This is a genomic window from Magnetospirillum sulfuroxidans (assembly GCF_018224925.1).
Taxonomy (GTDB): Bacteria; Pseudomonadota; Alphaproteobacteria; order Rhodospirillales; family Magnetospirillaceae; genus Magnetospirillum; species Magnetospirillum sulfuroxidans.
Window position 1 is genome coordinate 1 of record NZ_JAGTUF010000035.1, and the last position, 15,308, is coordinate 15,308.

Genomic DNA, 15,308 nt, shown 5'->3' on the forward strand with positions numbered 1-15,308 from the left:
CATTCCTGAACCTGTCATCAGAGTCGTCCTCAAGCAAAGTTAACACCTTTGCTCTCCACGCTTTCCGGGCAAGTCCACCGTTCCGGCAGTCTTGTCGCGGGTGGATTTACGTTCGCCGACCGCGCTCCAGTCTTCCAGATCGCGGGCGGTGTAGAGGACGCGACCGCCGACCTTGCGATAGGTCGGGCCGGTGCCGTAGGTGCGATGTTTCTCAAGGGTGCGGATGGATATGCCGAGGAAGCGCGCGGCTTCCTTGGTGCGCAACAGGCGCGGCGGCAGGCCCGCAAGCGGGTTGGGCATGGATCACCTCCAGTCGGGATTGGGCTGCCGGGGGCGGCAGCGGACTGTGGCGAACCATGGCGAGGGATCGGCGGCGCGTAGCGTGCCGCATTTGCGCCTATGCGCTGGCGGCCCCCCCCTTTGGGGTGCCACGCGGCTAATAGTTGAGGGATTTCAGCGGCCGGTTGCATGCCGCGCCGAAAAGCCAGAGACATTCCCGCGGGGTTCGGTTAAGAATCGCAGCGGAGCAGACGCGCTGCTCTGGGGCGTAGTAACCCCTGTTGGTGGTTGGTGTCGGCCGTAACGGCACCGCACTCCTTGACCCTATGGTCGGGGAGCCTGTGGCGTATACAACAGGCTCTCCGAGCTAAAGGCCATGGGGCCGTCCAACACGGTTACTAACTCCCCGATCACCAAGAGTCAGAGTGAATCGTTTGCGGGGGCGCACCGCAGACAAAGCTCTCTCGGATACGGGGAAATCACGATGCGAACTCCCGTCGAACTCGATCCCGATGTGGATGATGAAGCGCCGGCCGGCGATGTCATAACCGCCTATGACGAACGGCACTACGTCACCTATCTGCGCCTTCTCGATGCGAAGGCCGAAGATGCGGACTGGAAGGAATTCGCGCGGATCGTGCTGCACCGCGATCCGGCAGCCGAGGAATTTCGGACCTATCGTTGCTGGCAAAGTCACCTCGAACGCGCGCAATGGCTTTCGCGTGAGGGCTATCGGAAGATTCTGGAACAGGCGGCAGCCAACAAGGCGTGAGGATCGACGGCGCCTTCAGTTTGCTTCTTGTCGCAAGGTTTCGGGACTTTTGCGACAGAATACAATAGAAGTCACATTATGAAGCATGCAGGCGAAATACTCATCCTCACGGGACCGCCCGGTTCAGGGAAGACCACTACGGCACAAGCCCTTGCCGAAGAATCCGGCTCGCCCAAGGTTCATCTTCACTCTGACGATTTTTGGCACTTCATCAAAACGGTGCCATCCCGCCATACTTGCCCGAGGCGCATGAACAGAACGCCGTGGTCATGGATGTGCTCGCAAGTGTTGCCGAAGGCTACGCCAAAGGCGGCTATTTTGTCGTGGTGGATGGCATAATCGGCCCTTGGTTTCTGCAACCGTTCAAGGCGGTGGCCGCGCCACTCCATTATGTTGTCCTGCGCCCGCCGTTGGATGTGGCCATTCTTCGCTGTCAGGAGCGTGGAGGCGACACGTTGACCGACCCGGAGCCAATTACCGCACTCCATCAACAGTTCTCATCGCTGGAACAGCTTGAGAGGCATGTTCTGCCTACCGATGGACAAGCCCGTCATGAAACGCTCGGCATGGTGATCGAGGCCGTAGGGAGCGGCAAGTTTCGATTGGTCGTGTAGAGCGCGCCGACAGTCGCAGAACTCCTAGAACCCGCGACAGATCGGTCGCCCCTGAAACCAGCGGTTTTTGTGTCGCATATCTTTGTCGCAAATGGTCGAAAACTTGCGACGTGGTTCTCGACAGATGGTGCTCGGCCGTCCGTCACCGCTTGCCGGGTTTGATCGGATAATGGAGCAGCAGGCGATAGCCGCCCCGCATCATCTTGATGCCGTGCGCGACCAGGCGGCGAGCCTTGTTCTTGCGCGGGTCGTTCTCGAAATCCTCCTTGGTACCGCGAAAGCCGAGCAGAACTTCGGCGATGGTGCGATAGCTCTCGCCATGCAGCCGGGCGTCGAGCGCGCGCAGCGACAGGATATGCCATTGCCGGAGCTGGGCGGGGACCGCTCGGAAATCGGGACCGGGCGCGCGGCCGTTGAGGGATCGCCAGAAACGGCGGACAGCGTGAGCGCGCAGTTCCAGAAAGGCATCCATCGGCAGCGTGACGGCATAAAAGGCGGCGGCGTCCGGCACCGCCTCCGGCAGCCAGAATTGATGCGCGACGCCATCCACCTGCCAGATGCCGTGCCAGCCATCGGCGGCGCGGCGTAGGTCGAGGCCGTCGAGATGCGCCAGCGTCAATGTCGGTTCGGTGTCGCCGTCCTTGTGATCGACCGGCGACAACATCACGGCTTGCGGTTGAAGGCTCGGCGTCCAGATCGGGGATTGCTGGTCATGCGGCACGTCGGGGTCGCACGGGAAATCGCAACCCCCAGCGATGCGCGAACGCTTCAAAGGCGCGTGCCGCCGCCCCTCCGGTCGATACGATGGTCTGACAGTCCCGACGATACTCGTCGTTGCGGCGCAAATATTCCCAAGCGAAACCAGCGGCAGGGATGTGCTTTGTGTGCCTGTATGCCGCCGGAGATCGCCAATCGATGCTGAGCATGGCGTCACCTCCCCAAGCCGGGATGCTGGGCAGCGCCCGGCAAAAAGAGGTTCAAGGATCACCGAAAATATAGAAGTCGCTCAAAGCAAATACCTTGAGCGGCCAACCCGATCATTTTCTGGTGTTTTTGGGTTGGCGACAGCCGGTGCTTTCGCGATGCCTGCCCGTATGAGCACGGACAGGCAGTCATGTTCTCATCTGTTGGAAAACACATGCACCTCGCCGTGCGCCGTCTCGATGGTGAACAAGTCGCCGCTCATATCCCAAACGCTCGGAACTGGAGCAGCAGCGACATGTCTTGCAGGAAGCCCTAAAAGAGGCGGAGCAGACTATCGAAGAAGCTCAGTCAACCCTTGATCAGGCTTCTCAAGCATTTCAAGAATGCTCTGCGAGCGGCGATGAACCGCCGCCCGAAGAGGATGCTCCCCCGACGGTGTAGATGGACGATGTTACCAACAATCCATCTCGTTGGGGTGATTCCAGGGCGGATTCGTTGGAAAAGCCATCTTCAATGGCAAGTGCAAAGCCGCACCCGGAGAAAGGCCTGCCCGGCTTTCCGTCAAGCGAAGCTTGTCATCGACAGCTTCTCCCCCTCGCTTTGCGCTTGCCAAGAAGATCGCTGCGGTGCGCGGATCGGCCGGAACCCCGGCCGCCCCGTCGATCAAGAGCTCCCCTAACCGCGCCCTGGCAGCGGGACTTGCATACATATTCCACCAATAGGCGGCGCGGTCGGGACGGGCTGGAACGCCGCGCCCCTGCAACAGTTGATCCCCAAGGGCCACCGCGGCTTTGGACGAACCGGATTTGACGGCGTCAATCCGCCAAAGACAGGCGGCCTGGGGGTCGGGCAGGAAGCCGTCACCCGCCTCGATACGGTCAGCGTTGTCCGCTTTGGCGTCCTCGCTCAGGATCGCAATCTTCATGATGCGCAGAAACTCGTCATCCCCCCACCAATCCGGGAGTTCCTCGTCTGGGGGTAAATAGAGCAAAGCCTCGACGATTTCGTCCTTGGCATTGAGCCATTTCGGATGGGTGAACCAACGCAGGAGTGCCGCTTGGAACCACCAGCGCGCCTTAGCCTCGTCGGCCGGCAGTCCATGGCCGAGAAAACCTGACGCCAGCCCCCACATCGCCGGGATATACCTTTGCCCGATGGCGCGCTGGAACAAGGTCACCGCCTTGCCCGGATCGGCGGGGCGACAGATACCATCACGGACCATGACGGCTTCCATGGTGTCGGCAACGGCTTCATTCGACCGGCGACCTTCAATCAGATAGCGCTCGGCCTCGGAACAGCTTCCCGAGCGCAACGCAATAAACCAGTTGCTTTGCCACGTCGGAAGTTGTGACGCGTTCTCGCCAACCTGAGGTGCGGCAAATGCTGGCTTTGCAACCCACGCCATCGGAGCCGTGGCGACAAAAAGAAGCAACATGATGGAGCGCAACTGTACCATGAGAAGCCTTTCCAGGTACCTTGATGACGGTGCCATCAAGGGCCATGGGACTCAAGTGACATAACATTTGGCTGAAACCGCCCTCTGCCCCCCTTACCACGGGTATACGGATCTTTGCCCTGAAAGTCTTAGTCAGGCAACGTGCTTACTTCAAGTAAGTTCGATTTTAGCGTGTTGGAATTTCAGTACTCGTCAGCCAGCATGATGGTCAGCACGCGGATGGTCACCGCCGGATTGGCTGGATCATCCGAGGCGAAGTTCAGGTCCGTGTCGTAGGTGTCGATCTTCCAGATGATGCGGTGGTCGCCGACCGTCATCACCGCGCAATCGTGCTCGGCATACGGATCGTTGTCTGGGGTGAATTCGGAAAACGCTGCGACGGCAGCAAGTATGTCCAGGATGGCTTTATGGCCGAGGGCCTGGATGCCCCTGGTGATAACCACCTTGCCGCGATTATAGTCACGGCGAAGTTGGTCGTTGAGTGCGGCGATACGTTCCGTCCGGTCCATGCGGCCCTCGCTGTTGCGCGGGCACGTTTCCGGGATTGGGCTTTGCGCCCGGTGCTGCTGCTATAGCGGCAGAACGCGCGGGGCGTCTACGGGCTGCGCTTTCCCTCCCCAGTACATTGGTGCTGGGCGCCCAGCGACGAGCAGCGTGCGAGCACGGCAGGGCTGCGCGGAGGTAGGATTAATCCTCTTTCTCGGCCAGCGCGGCGGCCAAACTCTTCGGGATTGCGGGAGATGCTTTGCGGGTTTCGGGCTTCTGCCGCTTCTTGCTGGTATCGTGGGGCTGGCCGTCATTGAACGCACCAGCCGCAACGTGAGGGCTGATCAAGACCGCGTTTGCCGCCACCTTCGGGGCAATCGCCAGCGGCCCCAAATGGGCATAGTGCTGCTCCAGCATGGCGACGCTGGTGCCCATGTGGGTTGCCAGTTCGATCAGTGACATGGTGCCGTGGACGATCTGCGTCGTCGCGTAGGAGTGCCTGAACGAGTACAGGGTACGCCGCGTTGGCGGGTCGCCCTTGTCGTACAGCATGTCGATCTTTTCCAGGATCGTCCGGAACGACGACTGCATGTTGCCGATCCGGCTTCCGTCGGGCAGCCGGAATACGAAATCGTCATCACCCTTGCCGGGGCCTTGCCATGCCATCAGCGCCTTGAAGGGCGGGGCCGCCACCCCAGCCGGGGCGGTGATCGCCCGTTGACGAACCCGGCTGTATTTGATGGTTTTGCCTGCGGTGATGATGATCTTGACGAACTTCTGACCCTCTCGCACCCAGGCAAGGTCCACCTGCCGCCAGCGGAGGTTATCCAGTTCCTTGCCGGGGCGTGCGCCGGTCAGCAGCAAGATGCTGACGTAGTAGTAAAGCAACTGTCGGATTTCACGGGTCTTCTGCTTCCGGCCTTCGGGGATCAGGTCCCACATCTTGACCAGCAAGGGCGCGATTTCGTCTTCGTCGAAATGAGGGCGACGCATGCCCGGCTCGCCGTCATTGACGAGCTTGGGAACCTGCCATTCGTTCATCCAGCCATAGCGCACCGCTGTCTTGAAGACGTTGCTGAGGCAGGCGTTATGGCTGGTGACCGTCGATTTGCTGAACGGTTTACCGTGTTGCAGACGTTTCCAAGCGTTCCAGCCGATAATGTCCTGCGGGCTGATTTCGTCGAGCTTCTTGCCGCCAAGGTGCGGGTCGATCCATTTCTTGATCGTGCGGCGGTAATCGTCCGCGCTGACGAGGTTGCTGCTTTCCAGGTCTTGGATGTACTGCGCGGTGGCGTCCCGGATCAGCTTCGTGCGTGGCACCTGCTTGTGCCGCACCCGATACATCATGTCGTCGTATTGGTCGCAGGCCCATTGCCCGGCGTCGCGGATGTCCGTCTTGCCGGTGGACAGCCTGATCCATTCGCCGCGCACCTTCAGATGCGCTTGCCAATAAGATGAGCCTTTGCGGATTTTGAGGACGACATTGCCATCGCGCAATTTGCGCCAAGGGTCGTCAATGCGTTTGGGCATGTGCTGCACCCAACTCTAAAGGTTGGTGCCCCGGGCCGGACTCGAACCAGCACGCCTCTCAGCACCTGATTTTGAGTCAGGCGTGTCTACCATTTCACCACCGGGGCACAGCGGTATGCAGCGGCGCAAGTATTTAACACAAGGCGCTTGTCGTCGCCAGAGGAAAAACACTGCGAACAGCACACAAATTGAATTGTGCTATAAGTGTGCGATAGCGTCAACGGGATAGAAAGCGCGCAAAACTGCGGATTGCATGCGCATCTGCGCTAGCAGCGACCTATTTTGAGTCAGGCGTGTCTACCATTTCACCACCGGGGCACAGCGGTATGCAGCGGCGCAAGTATCTAACACAGGGCGCTTGTCGTCGCCAGAGGAAAAACACGACGAACAGCACACAAATGGAATTGCGCTATAAGTGTGCGATAGCGTCAACGGGATAGAAAGCCTGCAAAACTGCGAATTGCGCGCGCGCTTGCGCCAGCAGTGACCTGTTTTCAGCCGACTGCATCTACGAATTCCGCCACGAGGGCACCGTGGGATTGGGATAGTGATCCCATCCATCCCGGCGCGTCGGTCAACCGGATTTAACCGAGAAATGCATATTTCAGCACAAAAAATACGGCCAGAATGGCGACGGTGATGCTGACCTGACGCCATTTGCCCGCCAGCACCTTGATCCCGGCATAGGCAATCAGACCAAAAGCGATGCCGTCGGCGATGGAAAACGTCATCGGCATGGTCAGGGCGGTGACCAGGGCCGGGGCCGATTCGGTCGGGTCTTCCCAATCGATTTCGGCAAGGCTGCGCATCATCATCGCCGCCACATACATCAAAGCCGGCGCGGTGGCATAAGCCGGAATCGAGCTGGCCAGCGGCGCCAAAAACAACGCCAGCAAGAACAGCACCGCCACCACCACCGCCGTCAAACCGGTGCGGCCGCCGACTTTGATGCCGGCGGCGCTTTCGATATAGCTGGTGGTCGCCGAGGTGCCGAATACGCCCGACGCCAGCACGGCGGTGGAATCGGCGATCAAGGCCTTGCCGATGCGCGGCAAGCGGTCGTTTTCATCCAGCATGCCGGCGCGCTGGGCCAAACCGATCAAGGTTCCGGCATTGTCGAACAGATCGACGAACAAAAAGGCGAAAACGATCGTCACCACCCCCAGATTCAGCGCCCCGGCCACATCCATTTGCAAGAAAGTGGGGGCCACCGACGGCGGCAGCGAGAAAACGCCGCCGAAGGGCGTCACCCCCATCGCCATGCCGGCCACGGTGACGCCGATGATCCCGATCAGCATGGCGCCGGGAACCTTGCGGGCATCCAGGGCGACCATGACGAAAAAGCCGATGATCGCCAGGACCGCCGGTGGCGCCGTCACATCGCCCAAGGCCACCAGCGTCGCCTTGTTGGCGACCACGATCCCGGCGCTTTGCAGGGCGATAATGGCTAGAAACAGACCGATCGCCGCCGAAATCGCCAGCTTTTGCGAATGCGGAATCGCATTGATGATGGCCTCGCGCACGCGGGTCACGGCCAAGATCATGAACAGACAGCCCGACACGAACACCGCGCCCAACGCCACCTGCCACGAATGCCCCATGCCCAACACCACGCCATAGGTGAAATAGGCGTTGATCCCCATGCCCGGCGCCAGGGCGATGGGGTAATTGGCATAAAGCCCCATCACCGCCGAGCCCAAAGCGGCAACGATGCAGGTGGCGGCAAACACCGCCCCCTTGTCCATCCCGGTTTGCGCCAGCATCGCCGGATTGACAAAGATGATATAGGCCATGGTCAGGAAGGTGGTGGCCCCGGCCAGAACCTCGGTGCCCACCGTGGTGCCGTTGGCGCGCAGGTGGAACAGGCGTTCAAGCATGCGCCGGCTCCACCGCCAGATTGTCGATCAACCGCGCCCCATGCAGACGCGCGGCCACCAAAATGCGGGCCGGCTGATCCAACCGCGTCAACCGTTCCAGGGTATCGGCGGCGCGGACCTCTAGATAATCCACCGACAGGAATCCGGCTTCCAACACCTGAGCAATCCCTTGACGACACAATTCTTCCGCCGCGCCGCCCTGGCGCAGGCCATCGGCGATCTGATTGAGCACCTTGAACAAAACCGGGGCGATACTCCGTTCCGCCGCCGACAGATAGGCGTTGCGCGACGACCGCGCCAAGCCGTCAACCTCGCGCACGGTGGGAACCCCGACCACCTCCACCGGCAGGTCCAGATCGCGCACCAGGTGGCGCAACACGGTCAGTTGCTGCCAGTCCTTTTCGCCAAACAAAGCCAGGTGAGGCTGACATTGCAGCAAAAGCTTGGTCACCACGGTGGCGACGCCGTCGAAATGACCGGGGCGGATATCTCCGCACAGGCCTTCCGACACCGCGCCGACATGGATCGAGGTGGCGAAGCCGGCCGGATACATTTCCGTCACCGTGGGGGCGTAAAGCACATGGCAACCGCCATCGGCCAACAAGCCGGCATCTTGTTCTTCCTGGCGCGGATAGCGGCTGAAATCCTCGTTCGGACCGAACTGGGTGGGGTTGACGAACACCGAGGTCACCACCCGGTCCGCCAATTCCAACGCGGCCTTGACCAGGGTCAGATGACCGTCATGCAAGGCCCCCATGGTCGGGACCAGGGCGACGCTTAGCCCCTGATCGCGCCAATAACGCACGCGGGCGCGCAGCTCGGCGACGGAACGGATAATGTCCACGGTTTCGGACATGGCCAACCTCTATGGCTTGGGCGTCTTGGGCATGCCGAAGCAATGTTCGGAACCCGGAAAGGCGCGGGACTTGACCTCGGCGGCATAGGTGGCGACCGCGTCGGTGATTGGAACGGACAGATCAGTATAGCGCTTGACGAATTTCGGCGTGAAATCCGAAAACAATCCAAGAATATCTTCGGTTACCAGCACCTGGCCATCACATGCGGCCGAAGCGCCGATGCCGATGGTGGGAATGCTGAGTTGGGCCGAAATCGACCGCGCCACCGCTTCGATCGTGCCCTCGATGACGACGGAAAAAGCGCCGGCCTGTTCGATGGCAACGGCATCGTCGATGATCGCCGCGGCTTCGGCATTGCCGCGCCCCTGGGCCCGAAAGCCGCCGGCGGCATGCACCGATTGCGGCTTTAGGCCGATATGGGCCATCACCGGAATGCCGCGCTCGGTCAGGAACTGAATGGTCTCGGCCAATTCGCGCCCGCCTTCCAGCTTGATGGCGGTACAGCCGGTTTCCACCATGACGCGGGCGGCATTGCGGAACGCCTGCTCCTTGCTTTCCTGGTAGGACGCGAACGGCATGTCCACCACCACACAAGCCCGACTGGACCCGCGCATCACCGCCTGGCCGTGATTGATCATCATGTCCAAGGTGACGCCCAAGGTGGTGTCCATGCCATAAAGCACCATGCCCAGGGAATCGCCGACCAGCAGCACATCCACATGCGGATCAAGCAGACGGGCGATGGGGGCGGTATAGGCGGTCAGAACCACCACCGGCTCAGCCCCTTTGCGGGCACGGATGTCGCGGATGGTGACGCGTTTGACCTTGACTTCGGCGCTCACAGCATTTCCTCCAAAAGCAAAGCGGCCCCTGGTTTTCCATCTCGGACGGACGAAGTCAAACGATAATAAGTCACGCCATGCGCAATTAGCCGCCGCCGCCTTCGGCCAATTCGCGCAAGGCCTTGTCGTCGGTCAGCAGCACATAGCCCGAGGCCGGCAGACCGATGATACCGTCCCGCTTCAACTGGGTGAAGGTGCGGCTGACGGTTTCGATGGTCAGCCCCAGATAATCGGCGATGTCCGCCCGGCTCATGGGCAGCGCGATCGGACTGGCCGGCAAGCCCTGCATCTCGGCCCGCGACGACAGTTTCAGCAGGAAGGTGGCCACCTTTTCCCGCGCCGTCTTACGTCCCAGCAACAGCATCTGTTCCTGCGCCGCGATCAGATCCTTGACCGTCATCGAAAACATCTTGCGTTCCAATTTGGGGATGTCGCCCAAAAGGGAATCAAGCTTGCGATGGGTGAAGCGGCACAATTGCGTCTGCGTCACCGTTTCGGCGGTATAGGCATAGCCGTTATCCAAGCCCAAGCCGAACATTTCGCCCGAGAACAAAAAGCCGATGATCTGGCGCCGTCCATCGGACAGCAGCTTATATAATTTCACCGCGCCGGCGGCGATGGAATAGACATGATCGGCCGGATCGCCTTCGCGAAAGACGGTGAAGCTGGCCGGCAGATGGGCGTGACAGCGCACGGTGGCCAGACGCTTGATCTCGTCATGGGACAATTCGGCGCAAAAAGCGATCTCTCGGACCACGTCGCAATTACGGCAGGGCGGCGCGCCGATATCAGCCTCGCGGGAAACCTTGTGATCGTCGTAATCCAGGGGCGGCATACCGTTCACCCCTATGTATCTTTGGGCTTGGATGTTGTCGGGCGCGGCGGCGGCGAAGACGGCAGATCGTCCTCATCTTCGAACAAGATGCGGTGCGCCGCCCCGTCAAGGTCATCGAACTGACCCGATTTCAAGGCCCAAAGGAAAGCCACCAGCCCGATAAGTCCCAAAAGCAGGGCCACGGGAATGAGCATCAGTAGGTTGGTCAACCTTTTCTCCCGCGTGACAGCCGCAGGGCGTTGCCGATTACGACCAGTGACGAGGTGGACATGGCAATCGCCGCAATCAAGGGGGTGACATGGCCGGTCACCGCCAAGGGCACAGTAAACACATTGTAGCCCAATGCCAGAGCGAAATTCTGGCGGACCAACCGCCGCGAGCGCACCGCCACGTCATAGACTTCAAGCACCGGCGTCAGACGGTCCCCCTGGAACACCACATCGGCGGCGGTTTGGCTGACATCCACGGCCGTGGACGGCGACAGCGACACCGAGGCGGCGGCCAAGGCCGGGGCATCGTTCAGCCCATCCCCGACCATCATCGTCCGCAACCCCGCGGCTTTCAGCTGCTCTAGCCGCGCCACCTTGTCGCCAGGGGTACAGGCGGCCCGCCACTGAGTGATCCCCAAATGTTCGGCCAAGTGGCGAACCGTCGGCAGACGATCCCCCGACAGCAATTCAACCTGCAAACCCTTGGCCTGTAAGGCGGCCACCACCTGGGCGGCATCGGCGCGCGGCCGATCGGCAAAGGCGAAACGCACCGGGGATCGCCCAGGCCCGGCCAGCCACAATTCCGGCCCTTGGATGGCGTCGTCATCATGCATGCCCACATGGGCGCGACTGCCCAAGCGCCAAGCGCCGGCCCGCATGCCGCGACCGGGCTCCTCGGTCACGTCGTCCATGGGCGGCACCGACGGCGTGGCGGCGACCAAGGCGCGGGCCAACGGATGGCGCGACGCCACCGCCATCGACGCCGCCTGCCGCAAATCGGCATCGGACCAATCGCCGAGCTTCAACAATTCCGGCTTCCCCACGGTCAAGGTCCCGGTCTTGTCGAACACCACCACGTCGATATCGGCGACCCGTTCCAGCGCCGTGGCGCTTTTCAGCAAGACACCTTGACGCAGCAACCGGCCACTGGCGATGACTTGAACCACCGGCACGGCCAGGGCCAAGGCGCACGGGCAGGTGATGATCAGCACCGCCACCGCATGCAGCAACGCCACCTGCCAATCAATCCCGCCCCATACCAGCCAGCCCAGGAAAGTGGACAATGCCGCCACATGCACCACCGGCGCGTACCACCGCGCCACCCGGTCGGCCAGGGCGACATAGCGGGCACGGCCTTGTTCGGCCACTTCCATCATGCGGACGATTTCGGCCAAAAGCGTGCGTTCGCCCACCGCCGACACCGCCAGACGCAACGGCGCCGACAGATTGATGGTGCCGGCGAACACCTGGGTGCCCACCGTCACCACGGCAGGAACGCTTTCGCCGGTGATCAGGCTGGTGTCCACATCCGATTGCCCGGCGATGACCGAACCATCGACACCGATGCGTTCCCCCGTGGCCACCAGCACGATCTGACCGACTCGGACCTGATTGGGGGGACACAGGCGTTGGCCGCCATCGTCTTCCAACACGGTCACCGCCACCGCGTCCAGCGTCAGCAAATGCTCGGCCGCACTGCGGGCGCGGCCCCGTGCCCGGCTGTCGAGATAGCGCCCGATCAGCAGGAAGAACAGCAAGGTGATGGCGGAATCGAAATAAGCGTATTCACCACCACGGATGGTCTCGGCCAGCGACATGGCCGAAGCCAGCAGAACCCCCAGCGAGATCGGCACATCCATGTTGGTGCGGCCGTGGGACAAGGCGGTCAAGGCCGAGCGCAGGAACGGGCGGATGCAATAAAGGACAGCCGGCAGCACGATCAGGGCGCTGATCCAGTGCATCAAATCGCGGGTATAATGCCCCATATAGGAAAAATGGCCGGCCCACACCGAAACCGACAGCAGCATGACATTGCCGGCGGCGAAACCGGCCACCGCCATGGCCCGCAGCAATTGCTTTTCGTGTCGTTCGGTTTCGCGGCCCAGCTTGCTTGGATCATACGGCACCAGCCGATAGCCCACCGCCAGCACCGGCGCCAAAATATCGGCGGGATCGGCCTGATCGGCCCGCCAGCGCAAGACCAAGCGCCGGGTCGTCATATTGACCCTGGCCCAGACCACCGCCGGATGGCGCGACAGCAAGGCTTCGATCAACCAGATGCAGGCGGCGCAATGGATGCCCTCCACCATCAGGTTCAGGCTGGCATTGCCGTCGCCTTCGTCGATGACATGGGCGGCATAATCGTGATGCGCGCCAGCCTCTTCATCGGGGCGGAGCGGTCGCATGGCCGGATCGACACAGCGACGCTGGTAATAACGCGCCAACCCCATGTCTTGCAGCAGGGCAAAAGCCCCTTCGCAGCCACGGCAGCAGAAATCCCCGTCAAGATTGACGGGGATTTCCTGGCCGCAATGCCGGCACGGCCGTGTGCTCACGGAATGACGATGCGCTGGGCGTGCTGATAGGCGATGCCGCCATCGCCGACGGCGGCCACGTCCACATCCCACAAGCCCGCCAGCGGCATGGTGAAGATGCCGCCATAGGTTCCAGGACGCCCCGCCAAAGCCGGCAACGGCAGTTCATGGTCATAGCCGCCGATGGTCGGCCGCACCATGGCGGCCGTCACGGTCAAACCGTCCACCGGCTTGCCATCGCGATCCCGATAGGTGATGGCGATATCCACCTTGGCGGCCTCGGCGGTGCTGGCCGGGACGATCTTGGTGTCCACGCTCCAGCCCATCGCGGCCTGCGCCTTGGCCAGGGCCAGATTCTGGTTGTACAGCCGCCCCTTTTCATAGGCGTTGTCGGTCGACAATCCGGTGAAGGTGCTGGTGGCGAAATAGGCGAGCGTGCCGTTCACCGCCAGAACCACGCCGAAACCGGCGACGAAAATATAGGGGTACCACCACCCCCGCTGGCGGGTCTTGGCCACGGCGCTCACCGTTCCGGCCCCGCGAACAAGGTGGTGCTGCGCAATTCCGTGCCTTGCGATTTCTCGGTCAGGACGAAGGTGATATCGGTCTTCTTGTCGGTCACGTTTTCCTCGGGGGCATTGACATACAGACGAAGCGTGGTGATCTCGTCACCAGGCACCGACAAATCCATCTCAGCCACATCCTTGGCGCCGCCGACCACTTCCATGGTGGCGCCATTGATGCCGGACAGCTTCAAATTATAAACACGATCCTCACGTACCATGTTCAGAATTTTATAGGTGTAGCCGTTACGGATGGTGCCATCGGACATCTGCACATAAAGCGGCGTCCGCTCGTGCAAGATATTGACCTCGGTGGTGCGGCGCGTCCCCAGCGACAGGGCGATCCCGGAACCGATCACCACCAGCAAAGCGGTGTACAAGATGGTGCGCAAGCGGATCAGGCGCGTCTTGTCGCCGGTTTCGCCGCCGGCGCGGGCGGTGACGTTGGTGATCGAATCGTAGGAGATCAGGCCGCGCGGCAGCCCCACCCGGTCCATCATGGTGTTACAGGCATCGACGCACAGACCGCAGCCGATACAGGCCATCTGCAAGCCTTCGCGAATGTCGATGCCGGTGGGGCAAACCTGGACGCACATCTTGCAATCGATGCAATGGCCGCGGCCTTCGAAACCTTGCCCCTTGCGCGCCGGAGCCCGCGGCTCGCCGCGCCATTCCTCGTACGAGATGATCAGCGAATGCTCGTCGAACATGGCCGACTGGAAGCGCGAATAGGGACACATGTACAAGCAGACCTGCTCACGGGCAAAACCCGCCAGCAGATAACAAAAGCCGCCGATGATGGCGATAAAGGCATAAACCGACAGCGACGCCTGAAGGGTGAAGATTTCCTTCATCATCTGGAAGGCGTCGCCGAAATACAGCGTGAACCCAATGCCACAAGCGGCGGACACCGCCAACCAGCCGGCTTGGATCACCGCTTTCTTCGCCAGCTTGGTCGCCGTCCACGGCGCTTTGTCGAAATTCATCCGGGCCGAACGGTCGCCGACCACCCAACGTTCGATCTGCACGAACAGATCGGTATAGACGGTCTGCCAGCACAAGAACCCGCACCAGACGCGGCCCGCCAGGGCCGACATGAAGAACAAGGTGATGGCGGCGAACAGCAGCAAGCCGGTCAGGTAATAGACTTCTTGCGGCCAGATCTCGATAAAGAAGAAATAGCCGCGCCGACCGGTGATGTCGGCCAGGATCGCTTGGTCAGGGGCGCCGGGACCGCGATCCCAGCGCAGGAAGGGGGCAATGTGGAAGAACCCCAAGGTCAGCACCATCAGCCACCATTTGAGATTCCGGAACAAGCCCTTCTTCACATGACGGGGATGGATGGTGATGGTTTCGGCGTACATGCTGCCGCCACCGGTTTTGGGGGCCTTAACGTCCTGATTCATCGCCTGCTTACTCTCTGCATCTGGGGACAGCTGAATTTAAAGAGCATCCAATCTGCCCGAGGCGTCAAAAACGCATGACGGCTTAGCCTTGCGCGCATGACTTGCGATCCATGATCGGCGCAGACTATGGGCCAAGGTCGCAGCCAAGACAATGACTGCCTGGAATTCCGAACAAAAGTTCATGCAAGACTGAACCTCAGCCCGCCGCCAAAGAAAAAGGGGCGTTCCCCAACCGGAGAACGCCCCCTTCCTTAGACCAGCAAAGCCTTACTGACCGCCGCCCAACGAGTGGACGTAGACCGCCAGCATCTTGATGGTGGCCGCGTCCAGACGCTCGGACCAA

General features: G+C 61.3%; 17 protein-coding genes and 1 tRNA gene. 3 read left to right on the plus strand and 15 right to left on the minus strand.

Translation table 11 applies throughout. From position 1 onward, the window contains the following. Positions 1 to 39: 39 nt before the first annotated feature. The gene (locus KEC16_RS19150; protein WP_211551952.1) at positions 40 to 300 is read right to left on the minus strand and encodes a helix-turn-helix transcriptional regulator; all 261 of its coding nucleotides are present in this window, start codon (positions 298 to 300) and stop codon (positions 40 to 42) included. Between the two features lie 463 nt (positions 301 to 763). Here KEC16_RS19150 and KEC16_RS19155 point away from each other — a divergent pair, with 463 nt between their 5' ends. From KEC16_RS19155 to KEC16_RS19165, 3 genes are all read left to right on the plus strand, one after another. Continuing rightward, entirely contained in the window at positions 764 to 1,051 is a 288-nt protein-coding gene (locus KEC16_RS19155) for a DNA -binding domain-containing protein (protein ID WP_211551954.1), read from the plus strand. 78 nt (positions 1,052 to 1,129) lie between these two features. Next, positions 1,130 to 1,390, plus strand: a complete 261-nt coding sequence (locus KEC16_RS20250) for an AAA family ATPase (RefSeq protein WP_211551956.1) — start codon at positions 1,130 to 1,132, stop codon at positions 1,388 to 1,390. Then, positions 1,321 to 1,665: a hypothetical protein gene (locus tag KEC16_RS19165; RefSeq protein ID WP_211551958.1), complete on the plus strand. Its 345-nt coding sequence runs from the start codon at positions 1,321 to 1,323 to the stop codon at positions 1,663 to 1,665. Before KEC16_RS20250 ends, KEC16_RS19165 begins: the two co-directional genes overlap by 70 nt. A gap of 142 nt (positions 1,666 to 1,807) precedes the next feature. Here the strand turns inward: KEC16_RS19165 and KEC16_RS19170 are convergent, their stop codons facing one another. The 14 genes from KEC16_RS19170 to ccoG form a co-directional block, all read right to left on the minus strand. Then, complete coding sequence (locus KEC16_RS19170; protein ID WP_249209339.1) at positions 1,808 to 2,437, minus strand: DUF2285 domain-containing protein; 630 nt, start codon at positions 2,435 to 2,437, stop codon at positions 1,808 to 1,810. Then, positions 2,376 to 2,591, minus strand: coding sequence for a transcriptional regulator domain-containing protein (locus KEC16_RS20255; RefSeq protein ID WP_428846072.1), 216 nt, complete (start codon positions 2,589 to 2,591; stop codon positions 2,376 to 2,378). Before KEC16_RS20255 ends, KEC16_RS19170 begins: the two co-directional genes overlap by 62 nt. A 449-nt stretch (positions 2,592 to 3,040) precedes the next feature. Then, entirely contained in the window at positions 3,041 to 4,045 is a 1,005-nt protein-coding gene (locus KEC16_RS19175; protein ID WP_211551961.1) for a tetratricopeptide repeat protein, read from the minus strand. 182 nt (positions 4,046 to 4,227) lie between these two features. Further along, complete coding sequence (locus tag KEC16_RS19180; protein ID WP_211551963.1) at positions 4,228 to 4,554, minus strand: DUF3768 domain-containing protein; 327 nt, start codon at positions 4,552 to 4,554, stop codon at positions 4,228 to 4,230. 178 nt (positions 4,555 to 4,732) lie between these two features. Further along, complete coding sequence (locus tag KEC16_RS19185; RefSeq protein ID WP_211551965.1) at positions 4,733 to 6,061, minus strand: tyrosine-type recombinase/integrase; 1,329 nt, start codon at positions 6,059 to 6,061, stop codon at positions 4,733 to 4,735. A 23-nt stretch (positions 6,062 to 6,084) separates the two neighbouring features. Continuing rightward, positions 6,085 to 6,168 (minus strand) — tRNA-Leu (locus KEC16_RS19190). A 477-nt stretch (positions 6,169 to 6,645) separates the two neighbouring features. Next, complete coding sequence (locus KEC16_RS19195) at positions 6,646 to 7,938, minus strand: NCS2 family permease (protein ID WP_211551967.1); 1,293 nt, start codon at positions 7,936 to 7,938, stop codon at positions 6,646 to 6,648. Continuing rightward, on the minus strand, positions 7,931 to 8,794 hold the full coding sequence (panC, locus tag KEC16_RS19200; protein WP_211551969.1) for a pantoate--beta-alanine ligase: 864 nt from the start codon (positions 8,792 to 8,794) through the stop codon (positions 7,931 to 7,933). The genes KEC16_RS19195 and panC overlap by 8 nt, the downstream gene beginning before the upstream one ends. 9 nt (positions 8,795 to 8,803) lie before the next feature. Further along, positions 8,804 to 9,637 carry a 3-methyl-2-oxobutanoate hydroxymethyltransferase gene (gene panB, locus KEC16_RS19205; RefSeq protein ID WP_211551971.1) on the minus strand — a complete coding sequence of 278 codons (834 nt, stop codon included), beginning with the start codon at positions 9,635 to 9,637 and terminating at the stop codon, positions 8,804 to 8,806. A gap of 85 nt (positions 9,638 to 9,722) precedes the next feature. After that, positions 9,723 to 10,472: a cyclic nucleotide-binding domain-containing protein gene (locus tag KEC16_RS19210; RefSeq protein ID WP_211551973.1), complete on the minus strand. Its 750-nt coding sequence runs from the start codon at positions 10,470 to 10,472 to the stop codon at positions 9,723 to 9,725. 11 nt (positions 10,473 to 10,483) lie between these two features. Continuing rightward, positions 10,484 to 10,681, minus strand: coding sequence for a cbb3-type cytochrome oxidase assembly protein CcoS (gene ccoS, locus KEC16_RS19215; protein WP_211551975.1), 198 nt, complete (start codon positions 10,679 to 10,681; stop codon positions 10,484 to 10,486). Further along, positions 10,678 to 13,017, minus strand: a complete 2,340-nt coding sequence (locus tag KEC16_RS19220; RefSeq protein WP_211551977.1) for a heavy metal translocating P-type ATPase metal-binding domain-containing protein — start codon at positions 13,015 to 13,017, stop codon at positions 10,678 to 10,680. Before KEC16_RS19220 ends, ccoS begins: the two co-directional genes overlap by 4 nt. Beyond that, positions 13,014 to 13,514: a FixH family protein gene (locus KEC16_RS19225; protein ID WP_211551979.1), complete on the minus strand. Its 501-nt coding sequence runs from the start codon at positions 13,512 to 13,514 to the stop codon at positions 13,014 to 13,016. Before KEC16_RS19225 ends, KEC16_RS19220 begins: the two co-directional genes overlap by 4 nt. A gap of 5 nt (positions 13,515 to 13,519) precedes the next feature. Beyond that, positions 13,520 to 14,965, minus strand: a complete 1,446-nt coding sequence (gene ccoG / locus KEC16_RS19230) for a cytochrome c oxidase accessory protein CcoG (protein WP_211551981.1) — start codon at positions 14,963 to 14,965, stop codon at positions 13,520 to 13,522. Positions 14,966 to 15,308 lie beyond the last annotated feature (343 nt).